Annotated in this window: 19 protein-coding genes; 7 read left to right on the forward strand and 12 right to left on the reverse strand. The window is 45.7% G+C overall.

All coding sequences use genetic code 11. The features are described 5' to 3' along the window. Nucleotides 1–211: 211 nt before the first annotated feature. Entirely contained in the window at nucleotides 212–961 is a 750-nt protein-coding gene (gene prpE / locus OWN49_RS03490; RefSeq protein ID WP_077722060.1) for a bis(5'-nucleosyl)-tetraphosphatase PrpE, read from the forward strand. Between the two features lie 32 nt (nucleotides 962–993). On the opposite strand, the gene OWN49_RS03495 is transcribed toward prpE, so the two are convergent. Genes OWN49_RS03495 through OWN49_RS03510 form a run of 4 tightly spaced genes read right to left on the reverse strand, consistent with a single transcriptional unit; the run spans nucleotide 994 to nucleotide 3,748 of the window. After that, nucleotides 994–1,887, reverse strand: a complete 894-nt coding sequence (locus tag OWN49_RS03495; RefSeq protein WP_077722059.1) for an RluA family pseudouridine synthase — start codon at nucleotides 1,885–1,887, stop codon at nucleotides 994–996. Between the two features lie 14 nt (nucleotides 1,888–1,901). Next, the gene (locus OWN49_RS03500; RefSeq protein WP_003155018.1) at nucleotides 1,902–2,702 is read right to left on the reverse strand and encodes an NAD kinase; all 801 of its coding nucleotides are present in this window, start codon (nucleotides 2,700–2,702) and stop codon (nucleotides 1,902–1,904) included. 17 nt (nucleotides 2,703–2,719) lie between these two features. Next, the gene (yjbM, locus tag OWN49_RS03505) at nucleotides 2,720–3,355 is read right to left on the reverse strand and encodes a GTP diphosphokinase (protein WP_003155019.1); all 636 of its coding nucleotides are present in this window, start codon (nucleotides 3,353–3,355) and stop codon (nucleotides 2,720–2,722) included. 27 nt (nucleotides 3,356–3,382) lie between these two features. Beyond that, nucleotides 3,383–3,748 (reverse strand): hypothetical protein, encoded by a 366-nt coding sequence (locus tag OWN49_RS03510; protein WP_070081630.1) that lies wholly within the window; start codon nucleotides 3,746–3,748, stop codon nucleotides 3,383–3,385. A gap of 126 nt (nucleotides 3,749–3,874) precedes the next feature. Between OWN49_RS03510 and OWN49_RS03515 the strand changes: the two genes are divergently transcribed. The 5 genes from OWN49_RS03515 (at nucleotide 3,875) to OWN49_RS03535 (ending at nucleotide 7,108) form a co-directional block, all read left to right on the forward strand. Next, the gene (locus OWN49_RS03515; RefSeq protein WP_077722058.1) at nucleotides 3,875–4,450 is read left to right on the forward strand and encodes a CYTH domain-containing protein; all 576 of its coding nucleotides are present in this window, start codon (nucleotides 3,875–3,877) and stop codon (nucleotides 4,448–4,450) included. A 4-nt stretch (nucleotides 4,451–4,454) separates the two neighbouring features. Then, nucleotides 4,455–5,129: a lytic transglycosylase domain-containing protein gene (locus tag OWN49_RS03520; RefSeq protein ID WP_077722057.1), complete on the forward strand. Its 675-nt coding sequence runs from the start codon at nucleotides 4,455–4,457 to the stop codon at nucleotides 5,127–5,129. A 228-nt stretch (nucleotides 5,130–5,357) separates the two neighbouring features. After that, complete coding sequence (locus OWN49_RS03525; protein ID WP_003155023.1) at nucleotides 5,358–5,756, forward strand: globin domain-containing protein; 399 nt, start codon at nucleotides 5,358–5,360, stop codon at nucleotides 5,754–5,756. Beyond that, nucleotides 5,753–6,655, forward strand: coding sequence for a protease adaptor protein SpxH (gene spxH / locus OWN49_RS03530; protein WP_003155024.1), 903 nt, complete (start codon nucleotides 5,753–5,755; stop codon nucleotides 6,653–6,655). The genes OWN49_RS03525 and spxH overlap by 4 nt, the downstream gene beginning before the upstream one ends. 285 nt (nucleotides 6,656–6,940) lie before the next feature. Beyond that, the gene (locus OWN49_RS03535; RefSeq protein WP_165408905.1) at nucleotides 6,941–7,108 is read left to right on the forward strand and encodes a hypothetical protein; all 168 of its coding nucleotides are present in this window, start codon (nucleotides 6,941–6,943) and stop codon (nucleotides 7,106–7,108) included. Nucleotides 7,109–7,145: 37 nt separating this feature from the next. On the opposite strand, the gene pepF is transcribed toward OWN49_RS03535, so the two are convergent. From pepF to mecA, 3 genes are all read right to left on the reverse strand, one after another. After that, the gene (gene pepF / locus OWN49_RS03540; RefSeq protein ID WP_003155028.1) at nucleotides 7,146–8,975 is read right to left on the reverse strand and encodes an oligoendopeptidase F; all 1,830 of its coding nucleotides are present in this window, start codon (nucleotides 8,973–8,975) and stop codon (nucleotides 7,146–7,148) included. 227 nt (nucleotides 8,976–9,202) lie between these two features. Then, complete coding sequence (locus OWN49_RS03545) at nucleotides 9,203–10,363, reverse strand: competence protein CoiA family protein (RefSeq protein WP_176283255.1); 1,161 nt, start codon at nucleotides 10,361–10,363, stop codon at nucleotides 9,203–9,205. Between the two features lie 150 nt (nucleotides 10,364–10,513). Next, the gene (gene mecA, locus OWN49_RS03550) at nucleotides 10,514–11,170 is read right to left on the reverse strand and encodes an adaptor protein MecA (protein ID WP_003155032.1); all 657 of its coding nucleotides are present in this window, start codon (nucleotides 11,168–11,170) and stop codon (nucleotides 10,514–10,516) included. A gap of 275 nt (nucleotides 11,171–11,445) precedes the next feature. On the opposite strand from mecA, the gene OWN49_RS03555 reads away from it, so the two are divergent. After that, nucleotides 11,446–12,102, forward strand: a complete 657-nt coding sequence (locus tag OWN49_RS03555) for a TerC family protein (RefSeq protein ID WP_176283254.1) — start codon at nucleotides 11,446–11,448, stop codon at nucleotides 12,100–12,102. A gap of 57 nt (nucleotides 12,103–12,159) precedes the next feature. Here OWN49_RS03555 and spx read toward each other — a convergent pair whose 3' ends face one another. The 5 genes from spx to OWN49_RS03580 form a co-directional block, all read right to left on the reverse strand. Continuing rightward, on the reverse strand, nucleotides 12,160–12,555 hold the full coding sequence (gene spx / locus OWN49_RS03560) for a transcriptional regulator Spx (protein ID WP_003155034.1): 396 nt from the start codon (nucleotides 12,553–12,555) through the stop codon (nucleotides 12,160–12,162). A gap of 178 nt (nucleotides 12,556–12,733) precedes the next feature. Beyond that, nucleotides 12,734–13,312, reverse strand: coding sequence for a GNAT family N-acetyltransferase (locus OWN49_RS03565; RefSeq protein ID WP_003155035.1), 579 nt, complete (start codon nucleotides 13,310–13,312; stop codon nucleotides 12,734–12,736). Nucleotides 13,313–13,429: 117 nt separating this feature from the next. Beyond that, complete coding sequence (locus OWN49_RS03570; protein WP_176283253.1) at nucleotides 13,430–14,617, reverse strand: putative glycoside hydrolase; 1,188 nt, start codon at nucleotides 14,615–14,617, stop codon at nucleotides 13,430–13,432. 106 nt (nucleotides 14,618–14,723) lie between these two features. Next, nucleotides 14,724–15,641, reverse strand: coding sequence for an oligopeptide ABC transporter ATP-binding protein OppF (oppF, locus tag OWN49_RS03575; protein ID WP_017417453.1), 918 nt, complete (start codon nucleotides 15,639–15,641; stop codon nucleotides 14,724–14,726). After that, on the reverse strand, nucleotides 15,634–16,710 hold the full coding sequence (locus OWN49_RS03580; protein ID WP_061890535.1) for an ABC transporter ATP-binding protein: 1,077 nt from the start codon (nucleotides 16,708–16,710) through the stop codon (nucleotides 15,634–15,636). The genes oppF and OWN49_RS03580 overlap by 8 nt, the downstream gene beginning before the upstream one ends. Nucleotides 16,711–16,712: the final 2 nt, after the last annotated feature.

Genomic DNA, 16,712 nt, shown 5'->3' on the forward strand with positions numbered 1-16,712 from the left:
AAAACAAGGGTTATAAAAGCCCGCTTTAAGCGGGCGAAACCTTACTTTTTTTTAAAAACATAACGCATATTCTAACAAGGCTGAACGCGAAAAAAAAGTGATAAGGCTTTATTTCTTTAATTCTTTTTTAATTTGTGCAAAAACAGCGTAATTAGGTATAGGAATTAGCCCCATAATAAATAAAAAACCGTTAATAAGGAGGCTGACACGAATGGCTTACGACATCATCAGCGATATACACGGATGTTATGACGAAATGATCGCCTTAATGCAAAAGCTCGGATATGAAGTGAAAGACGGAACGCCCGTCCATTCTGAAGGCAGAACGCTTGTCTTTGCGGGGGATTTAACGGACAGAGGCCCAAAATCCGTAGAAGTGATGCGTTTTGTGGCAAAAGCATATGAAAAAGGAGCCGTCCGTTATGTCCCGGGAAATCATTGCAACAAACTATATCGTTACTTAAAAGGAAACCCCGTAAAAGTGATGCACGGACTGGAAACGACGGCAGCCGAACTGAAAGAGCTGTCTCCCGCCGACAGAACGGAAGTCTCCGGACAATTTATCCGATTATATGAGTCAGCGCCGCTTTATGACATTTTACATAATGGCGATCTCGTTGTCGCCCACGCCGGCATAAAAGCTGACGATATCGGTAAATACTCGCGTAAGGTAAAAGAATTTGTTCTGTACGGCGATATTACGGGTGAAACGCATCCCGACGGCAGACCCGTCAGAAGAGACTGGGCTGCCGACTATGAAGGTAAAGCGTGGGTTGTGTACGGCCATACCCCGGTAAAACGCCCCCGGATCGTCAACCGTACGATCAACATTGATACAGGCTGCGTCTTCGGCAATCAGCTGACAGGCTTTCGATTTCCGGAGCATGAAACCGTCTCTGTGGAAAGCTCAATGCCCTATGATGCTTCACGATTTCGCGAGGATCACGGCAGGCAGGCATGAAAAAAGCCCGAAACCGATAAACGGTTCGGGCTTTACATGTGTTCAATTAATGTTTTCATATCGTCAGGCACCGGGGCGTGAAAAACGAGCGTTTCTCCGGTCATGGGGTGTACGAATGAAAGCCGCTCACTGTGAAGAGCCTGCCGGGCAATTCCCTCATTTTTTCCGCCGTACAGTGTATCACCGACTAACGGATGGCCGAGGTAGCTCATGTGCACCCGGATTTGATGCGTCCGCCCCGTTTCCAGCCGCAGGGCTGCAAGCGTAAACGCATGTCCCGCTTTTTCCGTTTGAAAATGCGTCACCGCTCGTTGTCCATCCGGCGTTACCATCCGCTCAATAATACTGTCATGTTTTCTTCCGATGGGCGCGTCCACCGTTCCTTCCTTCTGCATCATGATCCCGTGTACGACAGCGAGATATCGCCTGCTGACAAGCCCCTTTTTCTGCGCTGCCGACAAAAGAGAATGGGAAAGCCGATGTTTGGCGATGAGCATCGCCCCCGATGTATCCCTGTCAAGGCGGGTGACAAGATGAACCGTTGATGGCACGCCGCTTTTTCGGTAGTGGCTGATCACTCCGTTAGCGATGCTTTCCGACGGGTGTTCTCTTGATGGAATTGAGGAGACATACGGCTGTTTATTGACCACAAGCACATGGTCATCTTCATAAAGAATATCAAGCGGAACCGGCTCAGGCAAAAGCGTTTCACTCACATGCTCCTTCGGAAATTCAATCTTAAGCACGTCTCCCTCCGCTAACACGGTGCGGACGGTTACATGCTCTCCGTTCACAAGCAGGTCTCCCCCGCCGAATTTAATGTCAGCGAGAAGCCGCTTTGAAATGCCGAGCTGCGCCGTATATTCTTTTACCGTCATGCCGGCTTCCCGGGCAGTCATGTTCTTTTGGATAAAAAAGTTGTCCAATCCGTTTCCTCTTTCTATTCGCCTTTTCCGATAAAGGAATCCTGCACCCTTTTCCAAAACGGAAAAGGGCGGAATCTTGCAAATCTGACTTTTTCATTTGCCACACGGCATAGAATGGACTTGACATCCTTATGCAGCAAGGTTAAATGATCAATTGTGACTTGAAAGTCGACGTCGTTTCTCGGTTTGATGACACAGTTATGATGATCGGGAAGCAAAAGCGGCGAGCCGACAGTCCTGAACACTCTGTTGTTGATGGATGCCATTTCCGCAAGCTGAATCGCCCTGATGGAAGGGTGGATGATCGCGCCGCCTAACGCCTTATTATAAGCCGTGCTTCCGGAAGGCGTGGACAGACATAAACCGTCTCCCCTGAACGTTTCAAACAGCTGGCCTTTAATTTCCACGTCAGCGACGAGACTGCCTTCTATGCTTTTGATTGTACATTCGTTCAAAGCCAGATACCGCTCCTCACGCTCTTCATCATGATAAGTGACAATCACCTCAAGAAGGGGATACTCCACGGTATGATACGGCGTTTTGGCAATGGCCAGAACGAGCTTTTCTATCTCCTGCGGAACCCAATCGGCATAAAAACCCAAATGCCCCGTGTGAACTCCGACAAACGCCGTTTTATCAAGACGGTCGCTGTACCTGTGAAATGCGTAAAGAAGCGTTCCGTCACCGCCGACGGAAATAACGATTTCCGGCTCTTTTTCATCCAAGGTCATATCAAAATCGAGTAAATACGCCTGTATTTTGCTTTTCAGTGTATCTGAAACCTCGTCTCCTTTTGAAGAAACGGCAAATTTCATGCCATTCCCCTCCTTTCCTACTGGCGGTCTCCCGCTTTTTTCTTTCGCGAGAACGCGGCTTGGGCTTCCTGGATTTCTCCGCGGATTTCTGACATTTCTTCATCGAGCCGGGATGCGGCTTCTGAGGCCCGCTGCAGCCTCAGCTTCACTTTTTCGGGAATGTTCCCGCTGTATTTGTAATTCAGTGAATGCTCAATGGTTGCCCAAAAGTTCATGGCAAGCGTCCGAATCTGTATCTCCACAAGAACGTGCTTTTCACCGGACGTTGTTTGTAAAGGATATAAAACGACAAGGTGGTAAGACCGATATCCGCTTTCCTTATGCTCTGCTATGTAATCCCGCTTATCGACAACGGTAAAATCTTTTCTGGCAAACAGCATATTTTTGACGATCTGGATATCATCGACAAATTGGCACATAATACGCAGCCCCGCGATATCCTGCATCGTTTCAATCTGATGAAGCGGTATGCTTTTTCGTCTCGCTTTTTCAAGTATGCTCGCCACCGGCTTCACGCGGCCTGTCACAAACTCAATCGGTGAGTGGTCATCTTCATACTCATAAAGGGTTCTGACGCCTTTCAGCTTCACCTTTAATTCTTCAACAGCCTGGCGGTATGGCGCTAGAAATTGCTCCCATTGTTTGTCATCCATCGTACATCCCCCAATTCCGAACCTGTTCTAAAGAAATACGTTTTTCACTTTTTCTTCCATATCTCCGTAGTTTGCATTATCTTTAATATTTTCAAGAAGATAATCGAGTTCTTCATGCAGCCCTGAAAGTTCAACCGTTTTTCCGCCGGCCTCAAGGACCGCCGGTTTTCCTTGGTCTAAGGCTTCTTTCAGATCCGGCCAGACATGTTCTTTTATAATGACATATTCAAAAGAGTCAGCTGATTCAAGTATGTATACAAAAGCAAAGTGATCGGAATCAACAAGCATTTGACCTGAGGCTTTGCGTTCCGCTCCGCTTAAGTCTTCTCCGCACTTCAAGCGGAGCGCGTCTTCTGTTAATGATGCATTCTGGATTTCAATTCTCTTTTGCATAATGTTCTCCTTTTTTAACAAAGTACAGCATTTATTTTATCATATCAAGGTCGATATTGATAAACGTAACCTCTAAAGAGATAATGGGAATTATACAATTTTTTTCGTCCTGAAAGGAAGACTGTCATGACCCAAGAAATAGAAATTGAATTCAAAAACCTGCTGACAAAATCAGAATTTCTGAAGCTGGGTGAAGCACTCTGCATGAAAGAACATGATTTTAAACAGCAGGTCAATCATTATTTCGACACGAAAGATTTTTCCCTGAAACAAAAAAAATCAGCACTCCGCATCCGAGAAAAAGACGGCTCGTTCGTTCTGACTTTAAAAGAACCTGCCGCGGTCGGTCTGCTGGAAACGCACCAACAGCTTGCGGCGGCACCGGATCTTGACGTCTTCAAGATTCCGGATGGCCCCGTCAAACGGCAGCTGGACGGTCTAGGAATCCGTTCAGAACACATTTGCTGCTTCGGAACGCTGTCGACCGCACGCGCGGAAAAAGAATCAGAAAAAGGCTTAATCATTTTAGATCACAGCCGATATTTAGAGAAAGAAGACTTTGAATTGGAATTCGAGGCTGCTGACTGGGATGAAGGAAAACGGGCGTTTGAACAATTGCTCAAGCAATTCGGCATCCCAGAGCGGATCACGAAAAATAAAATCCAGCGTTTTTATGAACAGAAACAAAAAAAGGTGGAATGACACAGTGAATATAACGAATTGGGCGGCCCTTCTCCAGCTGCAGTCAATGGCGCTGCAATCAATCTCTCATACAAACACGGCTTCAGGCGGACAATCTTCAGAAAGCCCGCTTGCCAATTTCAGCGCGCTGCTCAGCCAGTATACGGACACAGCCGTCCGGCAGCAGCCGGAATCGGGAATTTTAAACGGTGTGCGGACCGCTCACGCTTCATATTCACCGAGAATTCCCGTTTCATCCGGTTCCGCGGCAGCTTCCGCGGGCATAAAGTCTCCGGATGCGGCTTCTGACATCAGCACCGGAAACTTTTCAATAGACAGCGCCATTCAGAAAGCAGCCGAAAAATACGGAGTGGACGAAAAACTGATCCGCGCGGTTATTAAACAGGAATCAGGCTTTAATCCGAAAGCTGTCAGCGGTGCGGGGGCAATGGGACTGATGCAGCTCATGCCTTCCACGGCAGAATCACTCGGGGTGTCAAACCCGCTCGATCCCGTCCAGAACGCTGAGGGCGGCACAAAGTACTTAAAGCAGATGCTCACGAAATACGACGGAAATGTATCTCTCGCGTTAGCCGCCTACAACGCAGGCCCCGGCAACGTAGATCGGTACGGAGGCATTCCGCCGTTTAAGGAAACACAGCAATATGTCAAAAACATAACCCGGCAGTATTACGCGTAAACCAGAGAGGCTTCCTTCGCCCTCTGGTTTTTTTGCGGAGTGAAATCTTACACATGAATGAAGGCGATGTGATATGATATGAAATACAAGCGCCTGACAGAAAGGCACTTTGTTTGTAGAAATAAAATGTTATTGCTAAAATATACAGTAACTGAAGATAGTAAAACTGAAAGATAAATTCGCAATGGGAATTATGATTCCTATTAGCCATATAAAGGAGTAGTCAACATGGGACAATCGTTTAACGCACCATATGAAGCGATTGGAGAGGAACTTCTATCGCAACTTGTTGATACTTTTTATGAGCGTGTCTCGTCTCATCCCTTGCTGAAGCCGATATTTCCAAGTGATTTGACTGAAACGGCCAGAAAACAAAAGCAATTTTTAACCCAGTATTTGGGCGGACCTCCTCTTTATACTGAAGAGCACGGACATCCCATGCTCAGGGCAAGGCATCTCCCCTTTCCGATTACGGACGAGAGGGCTGATGCGTGGCTAAGCTGTATGAGCAAAGCGATGGATCAGGTCGGGCTGGAGGGCGATATTCGTGAATTTCTGTACGGGCGTCTGGAACTGACGGCCAGGCATATGGTAAACCAGTCAGAAGCGGAGGATCGATCATATTGACGAATTATCAGCATGAGCAATACTTCGCCCATTGCCACGGACATCCAAAAAAACCGCTCGAAATTTACATGTTTGTCGACCCTTTATGTCCTGAATGCTGGTCGCTGGAGCCCGCCATAAAAAAATTAAAAATCAAATACGGACGTTTTTTCACCCTGCGGATCATTGTTTCCGCGAGCATTACATCGCTGAATAAGCAAAAGCGGAAAAAACACCTTCTTGCCGAAGCTTGGGAAAAAATTGCGAACCGTTCCGGGATGCCCTGTGACGGAAGCCTTTGGCTTGAGCAGGATCAGCCTCTTTCATCGCCCTACCTTGCCGCACTCGCTTTAAAAGCGGCCGAACTGCAGGGAAGAAAAGCGGGCATTCTGTTTCTCCGCAGCATGCAGGAAAGCCTGTTTGTCTCCAAGCAGAATATTACGGATGAAGACGTTCTTTTAGAAATTGCCGAAAAGACGAAATTGGATGTTGAAGAATTCAAGCGCGACCTCCATTCGCAAAGCGCGGTAAAAGCGCTTCAGTGCGATATGAAAATCGCGGCGGAAATGGACGTCACCGTCAACCCGACATTGACGTTCTTTAACAGTCTGCATGATGATGAAGGGCTGAAGGTTCCCGGCAACTATTCTTATGACGTATACGAAGAGATCCTATTCGAAATGCTCGGGGATGAACCGAAGCCTTCTGAAACGCCGCCTTTGGAATGTTTCATTGAATATTTCCGGTTTGTCGCATCGAAAGAAATCGCACTCGTTTATGATTTGAGTCTAGAAGAAGTTGAAAAAGAAATGAAAAAACTGGCATTCGCCAAAAAGGTCGCCAGAGTGGAAGCAAAGCACGGTCTGTTTTGGAAATCTCTGGCCGGCACCCAGGAGGATGTCACCTGTTGTGACCATTAAAAAAAGCTGATTCCTTACGGAGCCGGCTTTTTTTGTGCAAATAAAGAAACCGCGCCGGGATAAGCGCGGTTTCATATGTCTTAACGACAACAAAGGGGATGGGAGAAATTTTTCACGGTCAAACAAAGGGGTAATGTTTGTTTGTGATCAATTTCACATCCTTATCATATCAAATCTTGTCGAGTTTTGACAAGCCATAAGATTAATGTTCATATTTTTGTCACAAAACATAACTGACTGCTTGTTTTCATAGAATATATCAATCATAAACAAGGAGGGAAATCAATGCTCCGCACCGTATTGATCATCGGAATGATTATGTTTTTCTTCTTTTTAAACCTGCTGGCCATGATGCACATGCTGCCGATTTACATTACATCTCCCCTGCTGTTTCTGTCCATATTGTTTGCCTTGTACCGGCTGAATCACCGAAAAACGTTTAAGGGGTTTTAGAAAAAGCCTGCGCATCTAATGCACAGGCTTTTTTGAATTACGAAGGGTTCACTTTCGAAAGAAGCTCTTCCATTTCGTTCAGTTTCTCTTCAAACATTTTGCAGGCCGCCTCGATCGGTTCAGGCGATGTCATATCGACTCCCGCTTTTTTCAGTATGTCGATCGGATATTCCGAGCTTCCCGCTTTTAAGAATTCGGTATAGCGCTCCACCGCAGGCTTGCCTTCTTTTAAGATCTGGCTGCTCAGCGCTTGGGCCGCACTGTAGCCTGTCGCATATTGATACACATAATAATTGTAATAGAAATGCGGAATTCTTGACCATTCCAGACTGATTTCTTTATCAATCACCATGTTGTCACCGAAATACTTTTTATTCAGATCATAATAAAGTTCGTTCAGCAGTTCAGGCGTTAGCGGCTCGCCTTCCTGCGCTTTCGTATGAATCAGATGCTCAAATTCAGCGAACATCGTCTGTCTGAACACTGTGCCTCTGAACCCTTCAAGCATGTGGTTGAGCAGGTACAGACGCTGTTTTTCATCCTTTAAGCTGTTCAGCATATATTCACCGAGCAGCGCTTCATTAGTCGTTGAAGCGACTTCAGCGACAAAAATGCTGTAGTTACCGTACGGATACGGCTGATATTTTCTCGTATAGTAGCTGTGCACGGAATGGCCGAACTCGTGAACGAGCGTAAACAGATTATTGACATTATCATGCCAGTTCATTAAGATGTACGGATTCGTGCCGTATGTACCGGACGAATAAGCACCGCTGCGTTTTCCTTTGTTTTCGTATACATCGACCCAGCGGTTTTCAAGTCCTTCTTTTAAAATAGACGCGTATTCCTCGCCCAGCGGAGCAAGTCCTTTGAGCATATAATCTTTCGCTTCCTCATATGTGACCTTCATTCCCGAATCTTTTACAAGCGGTGTGTACAGGTCATAAATATGGACTTCATCAAGGCCGAGCACCTTTTTCCGCAGGTCAATGTAACGGTGTAATAACGGAAGATGTTTATTGATCGTTTTGATAAGGTTATCGTAAACTTCTTCAGGAATGCTGTTATTGGATAAAGCCGCTTCCCGTGCTGATTTATACTTTTTCACACGGGCGTAAAAATTATCTTTTTTTACAGTGCCGCTGAGTGTAGTCGCCATCGTGTTTTTATACTGTCCGTATGTTTTATATACGGCTTCAAATGCGTTTTTGCGGACTTCACGATTGCTGCTTTCCAGGAAATTAATAAAGTTGCCGTGTGTGATTTGAGTTTCCTTGCCGTTTTCATCCTTAATCGACGGAAACGTAATATCGGCGTTATTTAAAACGCTGAATGTATTGGAAGGTGACGATAGCGCTTCTGAGGCTTCCGCAAGCAGGGCCTCTTCTTGTTCGCTCAGCACGTGCGGACGCTGTTTTGTAATTTCTTCAATTGCATGGGAGTAAAGCTTAAGCTCCTCTTTTTCCAGAATAAACTGGTGCAGCTTGTCCTCCTGAATCGCCAGAATTTCCGGTTCAATGTAAGCAGTCGCGCTGGCAGCCTGAGAATACAGGCTTGCGGCTTTGTCGTTCAGCCCTTGGTAGAAAGAATTTCCCGTATCCTGGTCTGAGCGCATATGTGCGTATGCATAAAGTTTCCCAAGGCGGTTCGTCACTTCATCCTGTGCCGTAAGCGCCGCGTATAAATTATCAGCCGAATGAGCAAGCGTGCCTTTAAAAGAAGATAAATTCGGAATTAATTCTTTAACTGCTTGAAATTCTTTATTCCAGGCCTCATCACTAGGAAAAATATCCTCTAGTCTCCATGTATGCTCTGCCTTTACTTCACTTCTGTCAGGCAGCTGTGCTGCTTTATTTTCCTCAGTCATGGTGATCCCCCTCGTTTTCTTTACTTCAAGCCAATTGAAAAAACGATTGTTTCTCCAAAAACTTGTGTTGTGATTATCTTCCGGCTTTTCACTGCCTTTTGTCAAATCATATGCGGCATATAAGACCGAGCATACCAATAATACAGTGAAAAAACGAAAACAAAATGCTTGTACGCCCCTCACATTCGCCACCACCTTGACGTTAGGGTGAACGAAATGAAGCATTCTCATTCCCCAAAAAAGAGCAGGTCCCGCCGGCGCAGCTCTTCTGCCGTTTGAGGGCGCTTCTGCTGAGATGAGGGCATATATACTTCATTCTCAATTTCCCTTAAAAAATCCTGCAAGCATAAGAAATCAGCATATTGTTTTACCGCCATTCCGATAAGGCTGTCTTGTGAACCATACCGCATCCGGATCTCCTTATGCCTGATTTTTTGCCGTAAATCATGAACCATGCCGGATAATCGGATCGGAGCGCCTTTTTTAGAAAGTTCCGCAAGCCGCATGTATAAATGGCCCTGCCACACAAAAACGGGACTTGCAAACACAAAGCCTGCTGAAACGGGAATAAACACTTCAGAGGGGAGAAATGGAAATGCAACCTGATGTCTTTCGTAAAAAAGACGCCGGATAAGACCGGCATCTTCAGATAAAAACCGCCCGCTTTTGCTGCGGAAGCCGGCAACGGCACGCCCCCACGAGGGAAGTCTGACGCTGTGCCGCCCTTCCGGATGACAAATGTCTTTCAGGTTTGCTTTGTGAAGAGGGATTGTGGTTAAGCCGGCATAAGAATAGCCGGTGTAAAACGGAGTGATGGAATGCAGCCTGTAAAAGGAGCGGACGTCGGGGCAGTAAAACATTAAGGAGGAAAATGAATTGACTTCAAAGAACTGCCAGTGAAAAGCAGAAAGCCGGAAAAATTGCGCAGCCATCCGTTTTAACCGTTTTGCCCCGATGATCCAGACCGGCCGGTACCCGGCACTTTTCAGGCCTGCCGTCCGGCTCTTTAAAGAGTCCGCCGAAAGGTTCGCACATTGAAATTCAAAAGCCAGCCTCTCTTCTCCGCTTTCTGCCGTCAAGTCAGGCCGCTGTCCAGCGGAAGTCAGATACGGTTCCAGGCTGACACTGCACCCTTGTGTCTTCAGCCAGAGAAAAAGCTGTCTTTTTCCTTCCAGATGGTATTCGCTTTCAGGTTCGGATTCCCCGGGACACAGCCTGCTTTTTTTATGAGCGAAGTGCGGCAGTTTCTCCCGTCCCAGTTTGATATCAAGCTCACTTTTGCAGACGGGGCAGAACCAGCGTTTCTTTCTCAGCTCCGCCGCTTTTTCCTTTGAATAGCTTCCGGCCAGCTGAATGAGCCGTCCGTCGGCAGTCACAGCACTGAACATGTTGCATCTTCTCCTTTCCTGAATCTTGTTGTATTCAGCAGGAAGAAGGCATAATCCTGTTTGCGGATGAGAGCCGTTATACGGTTTTCAGCCGTTCATCCTGTCATTCAGAACAAAAAAAACCGATTTCTGCTGAGAGAAATCGGTTTGTTATGATGCAAAGTGTTTTTTTATTGTATATAACGCATGATCAGCGATCACCAATTTGCCGTATTCTTCAAGACGGTGAATGCTGACTGATGATTCGTGCGCGTACTCCAACAGGATGCTTAGCTGATTTTCAACCTCTTCATCAGTTTGCTCATAAAAATCTGCATATAAATAATATCGGTCTTCAAACGAATACAAGGTCGTTTTGATTCCGTTAAGATTCAATTTTGATAGCGAGATGAGATCCTCAAAATCATCGAACCGCAAAGTGAACTGAAGCTTTTGCTCCTTATCTTCCCGGCTCTCGGCCTGCTCTTCTTTCTGGAAATCATCAAGTAAAGCATCGAGATTTTCATCTGCCGGCTCTTGTTTTTTATCTTCCGGGATCGGCAGTTCGAGTTTTTGTCCGTCCTTGGAAAGCTGGGCTTTTGTTACGATTATTTCCAGTCCTTTGTCCAATGCCTGAACCTGAATCCAAAGAGGACCCTCGACAGCGAATTCCTCTTCATCATGCACTTCATCCATGACTTCCCAGAACAGTTCTTCACTGCGCTCGCGATTGTACCAGATTTCTTCTCTGTCAAAACCGCGATCTTCAATATCACCATAAGACATATAAAATTTTACAGTATGCTCATTAATTCTTTCTATTTCCATTTTGCCAACCTTCCCTTCTTTATAAGATGTTGAAGGGACATCTAAGCTCCCGATGAATAGTACTTTACTACACTTTACCCATTCCGTCCACATCTTAACCTTATAGAAGACAGCGCAAATTCTTTATATTTCTATTTTATGATAAAACAGTTATAAAAGAAATAAAAAAGCATTTTCACACTGAAAAACAGGCTTTCTCCCGGTTCCCATCATAAATAGCGCACTGCTTCATATATTAGCTGTACAAGCAATCGATCTATAAGCGAGGTGTTACCATGCCGCACGATTACCTGCTGTCCCTTCTGCTTATTATCGGGATTGACCTTATTCTCGGCGGTGACAATGCCGTCGTCATCGCGATGGCCAGCCGGAATCTGGCCCATAAACAAAGACAGCAAGCGATCATCTTCGGAACATTTATTGCAGTCGTCTTGAGAATCGTTCTGACGAGCGCTGCGGTCTATTTATTGAATGTTCCTTTTTTACAATGCGCAGGCGGGGTATTTTTATTGTATCTCGGCTATCAGCTTCTGATTGAGAAGAAAGATGCACAGCATGTAAAAAGCAGTTCTTCTCTTTGGAAAGCCATCCGCACAATCGTTCTGGCTGATATCTTTATGTCGCTTGACAATGTCATCGCAGTAGCCGGCGCTTCTCACGGTGAGCTGACACTAGTAGTGATCGGTCTCTTCATCTCGGTGCCGATTATTATTTGGGGCAGCAAGCTCGTTCATGCCGCCATGGAAAAAATGCCTTTATTGATGTATGCCGGGAGCGGCCTTCTCGCATTTACCGGCGGTGAAATGATTGCCGGAGACAGCAAGCTGTCATTTTTCATGGCAGAACACGGCATGCTACAGATGATGCTGCCGATTTTGACCGTCGTTTTTGTTATCCTCGCCAGTATGATTTACCAGCAGACTGAAAAATAACAAAAAGCCCAAACCGCGATGGTTTTGGGCTTTTTCCATGCTTATCGTAAGCTTATATCAGTTAGCAAGACGCTGTGCTTCTCTTAATTGGAAAGAACGCACTTTTCTTGGCAGGAATCGTCTGATTTCATCTTCGTTATAGCCGACTTGCAGACGTTTTTCATCAATGATGATCGGACGGCGGAGCAGTCCCGGATGCTCATTGATCAAAGTATATAAGTCTTGAAGCGGCATAGATTCAACATTTACGTTCAGTTTCTGGAATACTTTAGAACGGGTAGAGATAATTTCATCCGTACCGTCTTCAGTCATACGCAGAATCTGCTTGATCTCATCAATTGATAACGGCTCGGAGAAAATGTTTCTTTCTACAAACGGAATCTCGTGCTCTTCAAGCCAAGCTCTTGCTTTTCTGCATGACGTACAGCTAGGTGATGTGTATAATGTAACCATTAATCTTCACTCCTCTAATTAGTAGGATGAACATGTTTGTATTCTCAAATTGAAATGACTTTAAAAAAGGAATCTTTATAGGTATTATACTATAAAAAAGTAAGTGTGAACAGTCTCCTGAGAAAAAAATGTGTCAATCCGGCAAATTTACGGCTGGCGGATTTTTCCCCATTCTCAATTAGCTCAGCTGATCGAAAATGTTTTTTTGTTTTTTCTCATCAATGACTTTGAGAACTTCATCCGTTTTTTCGTATGATTCTCCGTACCATTTTTCATCTTTATAAGTGTGAATGTTTTCATATGTCTGTTTCATCGCTTCAAATATTTCTTCTTCTGATTCCGTCTTAGGTGACCAGTACAGAATCTCCATTTTGTTCACTTCATTCGTAGCCAATGACCGGCGCCGATACCCGATTGACTGCGCGTGCTTGAAATGCTCTCTTTGATAAAAACGCAAGCGTTTCTGTGTATCCGTGTCATCCTCGTCAACAGGCTCCACCTCAAGCAGAATCGGCTTGTTCTTCTTTTTCAGTCTGCCGATCAGCTTGCTTCCGAGGCCTTGTCCTCTGGATTTCTTTGACACAAACAGGTAATCAATAAAGATGAAAGAGTCAAATTCCGCATACATCAGCACGTGGTACTGCCCCTCTTCTTTATGATAAACATCGCTTTGCTCCTTTAACAGAGCTTCCATATGCGCTTTTGATTTCATTTCTTCAATCGGAAAATATTCACTCAGCTTTTCGTACCAGTTCATTCATTTGCTCCTTATGGGTTCGTTGTCTTCACACTTTTAGATATACCCCATTTCCGATTGTTTAAACAATCTTACATCTATTAAGACGTGTGATCCCTTAACATGGTTTCAATTTTTTTAAAATGGTGTGTAATCGACGTTTTTGGTATAACGGTTTGCCGCGTCCCACAATAAAAATTCGTCAATTCCTTCATCATGCAGCGCTTTAACCTGGTCTTCCACCTGGCGTTTCCCGTACTTTTGATAATTTCCGCTGCCGAGATATGATGCCGTGAAATCCTGAAGCCACGGACGCGATACAGGCGGGTGTTTCAGCTTAGACAGCTTTTTATTTTCCACCTTCGCATATTCTTTGACGACATTGTAAGGCTCAAGATCCGGTTTATCAATGCCGAAATAGCTTGTCCAATGGCTCGGATAAATCATGGATGAAATGACATCGACCTGGTCTGAAATTTTGCTGAAATTCTGGCCGATACCAGGCGCTTCCGGCAGCGTGGCTGAATAGCCGAAAATATCAACCGACACATCCGCGCCGTACGGCTTGAGTTTTTTCTTCGCATAACCGACAAAATCGGTGACGGCGTGAACGCGTTTTTGCACATTGCTGTCTGCTGTTTTTCCGTAATCGCCGTGACCGTATGTCAGTTCGTCATCACGTTTTTCAAACCCTTCAGGAAAACGGACATAATCAAACTGAATTTCTTGAAACCCCATCTTTACGGCTTGTTTTGCAATCTTTACATTGTAATCCCATACTTCTTTCATAAACGGATTGACGAACGATTCTCCGCGGCCGTTTTTCCAGACACTTCCGTTTTTTTCTTTAAAGGACCACTCGGGCTTTTTGTTCGCGAGTTCGCTGTCTTTAAATACGACAATACGCGCGATCGGATAAATCTTTTTTTCCTCCAGCTTTTTCATCATCTTTTTTGGGTCTTTGATGTACGGCTTGGCGATTTTGGCATACTCAGAATGGCTGTCCGGCTTAAAGGTGAGGTTTCCGTTGTCGTCCTTGACATCAATCACCATTGTATTGAGCTCCGTTTTGTCCACAAAGTCTGTCAGCTCCCCGAATTTGCTTCCTCCCGCTGAATGTCCTGTGACGTAAATGCCCCGCACCTTATCAGGATGTGTAAAATGCAGCCCTGACGGATAAGCGAACCGTGCATTTGATTTCGGCAGTTCTTTTTCAGCCAGCGCTATTTTTACAAGCGGCTGCTCCTCTTTCACAGCGGCGCGGGCCGGATAAGCGGCTGCACTGATAAACAGTCCCGCACAAATGGCGCACAAAATGGTTTTCATACTGATCTCCCCCTTTTTTTCCATTATAGAAAAACGGGAGCAGGCTTAATAAACTTGAATGTGCGCAAAAAAATCCTCCAAGACTGAGTCTTGGAGGATGATACTTTTATAGATAGGTTTTAAATTCAGCTTCTGTGCACATGACAAAATGTCCCGGTTTCACTTCTCTGAATTCCATTTTTTCTCCTTCTTGGAGCTGATGAACTGCCGGATCGTATTTCTTTCGCATGCGATTTCTTTCATAGTCCGGATCAGGGAGCGGGATAGCGGACAGCAATGATTTCGTATATGGGTGAAGCGGGTTTTCGTAAAGCTCATCCGCCGGCGCAAGCTCCACCAATTTTCCGAAATACATGACGCCGATGCGGTCGCTGATGTATTTGACCATTGATAAATCATGGGCGATAAACAGGTAAGTGAGCCCTTTTTCTTTCTGCAATTCTTTCATTAAATTGACGACTTGCGCCTGAATGGAGACGTCAAGCGCCGAAATCGGTTCGTCCGCGATGATAAACTCCGGATCAACCGCCAGCGCTCTGGCGATTCCGATACGCTGGCGCTGTCCGCCCGAAAATTCATGCGGGTAGCGGTTGGCGTGCTCTTTATTTAAACCGACCGTTTCCAGCAGTTCGTGAACCCGCTGCATCCGCTCTTTTTTCGTTTTTGCCAGGCGGTGAATATCTATTCCCTCGGCAATAATGTCGGCGACTGTCATTCTCGGATTTAAAGATGCGTACGGATCCTGGAAAATCATCTGCATTTTCCGGTTAAACTCCAGCAGCTTCTTGCGGGATTTTTTCCCATGGACATTTTCCCCGTTAAAGAGAACTTCCCCGCCGGTTGCCTCATACAGCCGGATAATACTGCGGCCCGTCGTTGATTTACCGCAGCCCGATTCTCCGACAAGGCCGAGCGTTTCACCTTTATAAATATCAAATGACAAATCATCTACGGCTTTTACCGTTCCTTTCTGCGTGAAAAAATGCTGTTTTAAGTGTTTGATTTCGAGAAGTTTCTCAGTCATTTTTTTCACCTTCCTTCATTAAAACAGGATGCTGATACGTATTCGGAAGCTGACGGATTTTAGCCTTCACCGCTTCAGGCGGCTCGACCTTAGGCGCATCAGGATGCAGAAGCCACGATTTCACAAAATGCGTATCAGACACTTTATACATCGGCGGTTCCTGTTCAAAGTCAATTTTCATCGCATATGAGCTGCGGAGCGCAAATGCATCCCCTTTCGGAGGATTCGTCAGATCAGGCGGCGTGCCCGGGATGGCCGTCAGTTTTTCCTGATCGGTGCTGTCCAGACTCGGCATTGAGGCAAGCAGCCCCCACGTATACGGATGGCGCGGATCATAAAAGATTTCATCCACCGTGCCCGATTCGACGACCTGACCCGCGTACATGACGGCGACCCGGTCGGCGACATTGGCGACAACGCCGAGATCATGCGTGATAAAAATGATAGACGTATCAATTTTCTTTTGCAGATCTTTCATCAGCTCAAGGATCTGTGCCTGAATCGTCACATCAAGCGCTGTGGTCGGTTCATCGGCAATTAACAGTTTCGGATTTGCCGCAAGCGCCATCGCGATGACGACACGCTGTCTCATCCCGCCTGAAAATTCATGGGGGAATTGGCCGATCCGTTTTTCGGGCATCGGAATTCCGACGAGATCAAGCAGCTCTATGGCGCGCTTTTTCGCCGCTTCACTTGAGATTTTTTCATGTTTGAAAAGCACTTCCGTAATTTGTTTGCCGACTCTCATCGTCGGGTTCAGAGAGGTCATCGGATCTTGGAAAATCATTCCGATGTCCTTTCCTCTTATAGTCTGCATTTCTTTTTCGGACATCGGCACGATATCACGTCCGTCAAAAAGAATCTGTCCTCTTTTAAAGTAGCCCGGCGGCATCGGAATCAGCTTCATAATCGCTTGGGAGGTCACACTTTTTCCGGAACCCGACTCCCCCACGATCGCCAGCGTCTCTCCTTTATTCAAATGGAAATTGACGCCGCGGATTGCCTGTACCTCTCCGCCGTATGTTTTAAATGAAATGGCTAAGTCTTTTACTTCTAGCAAACGTGTCACTC

The organism is Bacillus sp. NEAU-242-2 (assembly GCF_027853835.1).
GTDB classification, from domain to species: Bacteria; Bacillota; Bacilli; order Bacillales; family Bacillaceae; genus Bacillus; species Bacillus velezensis.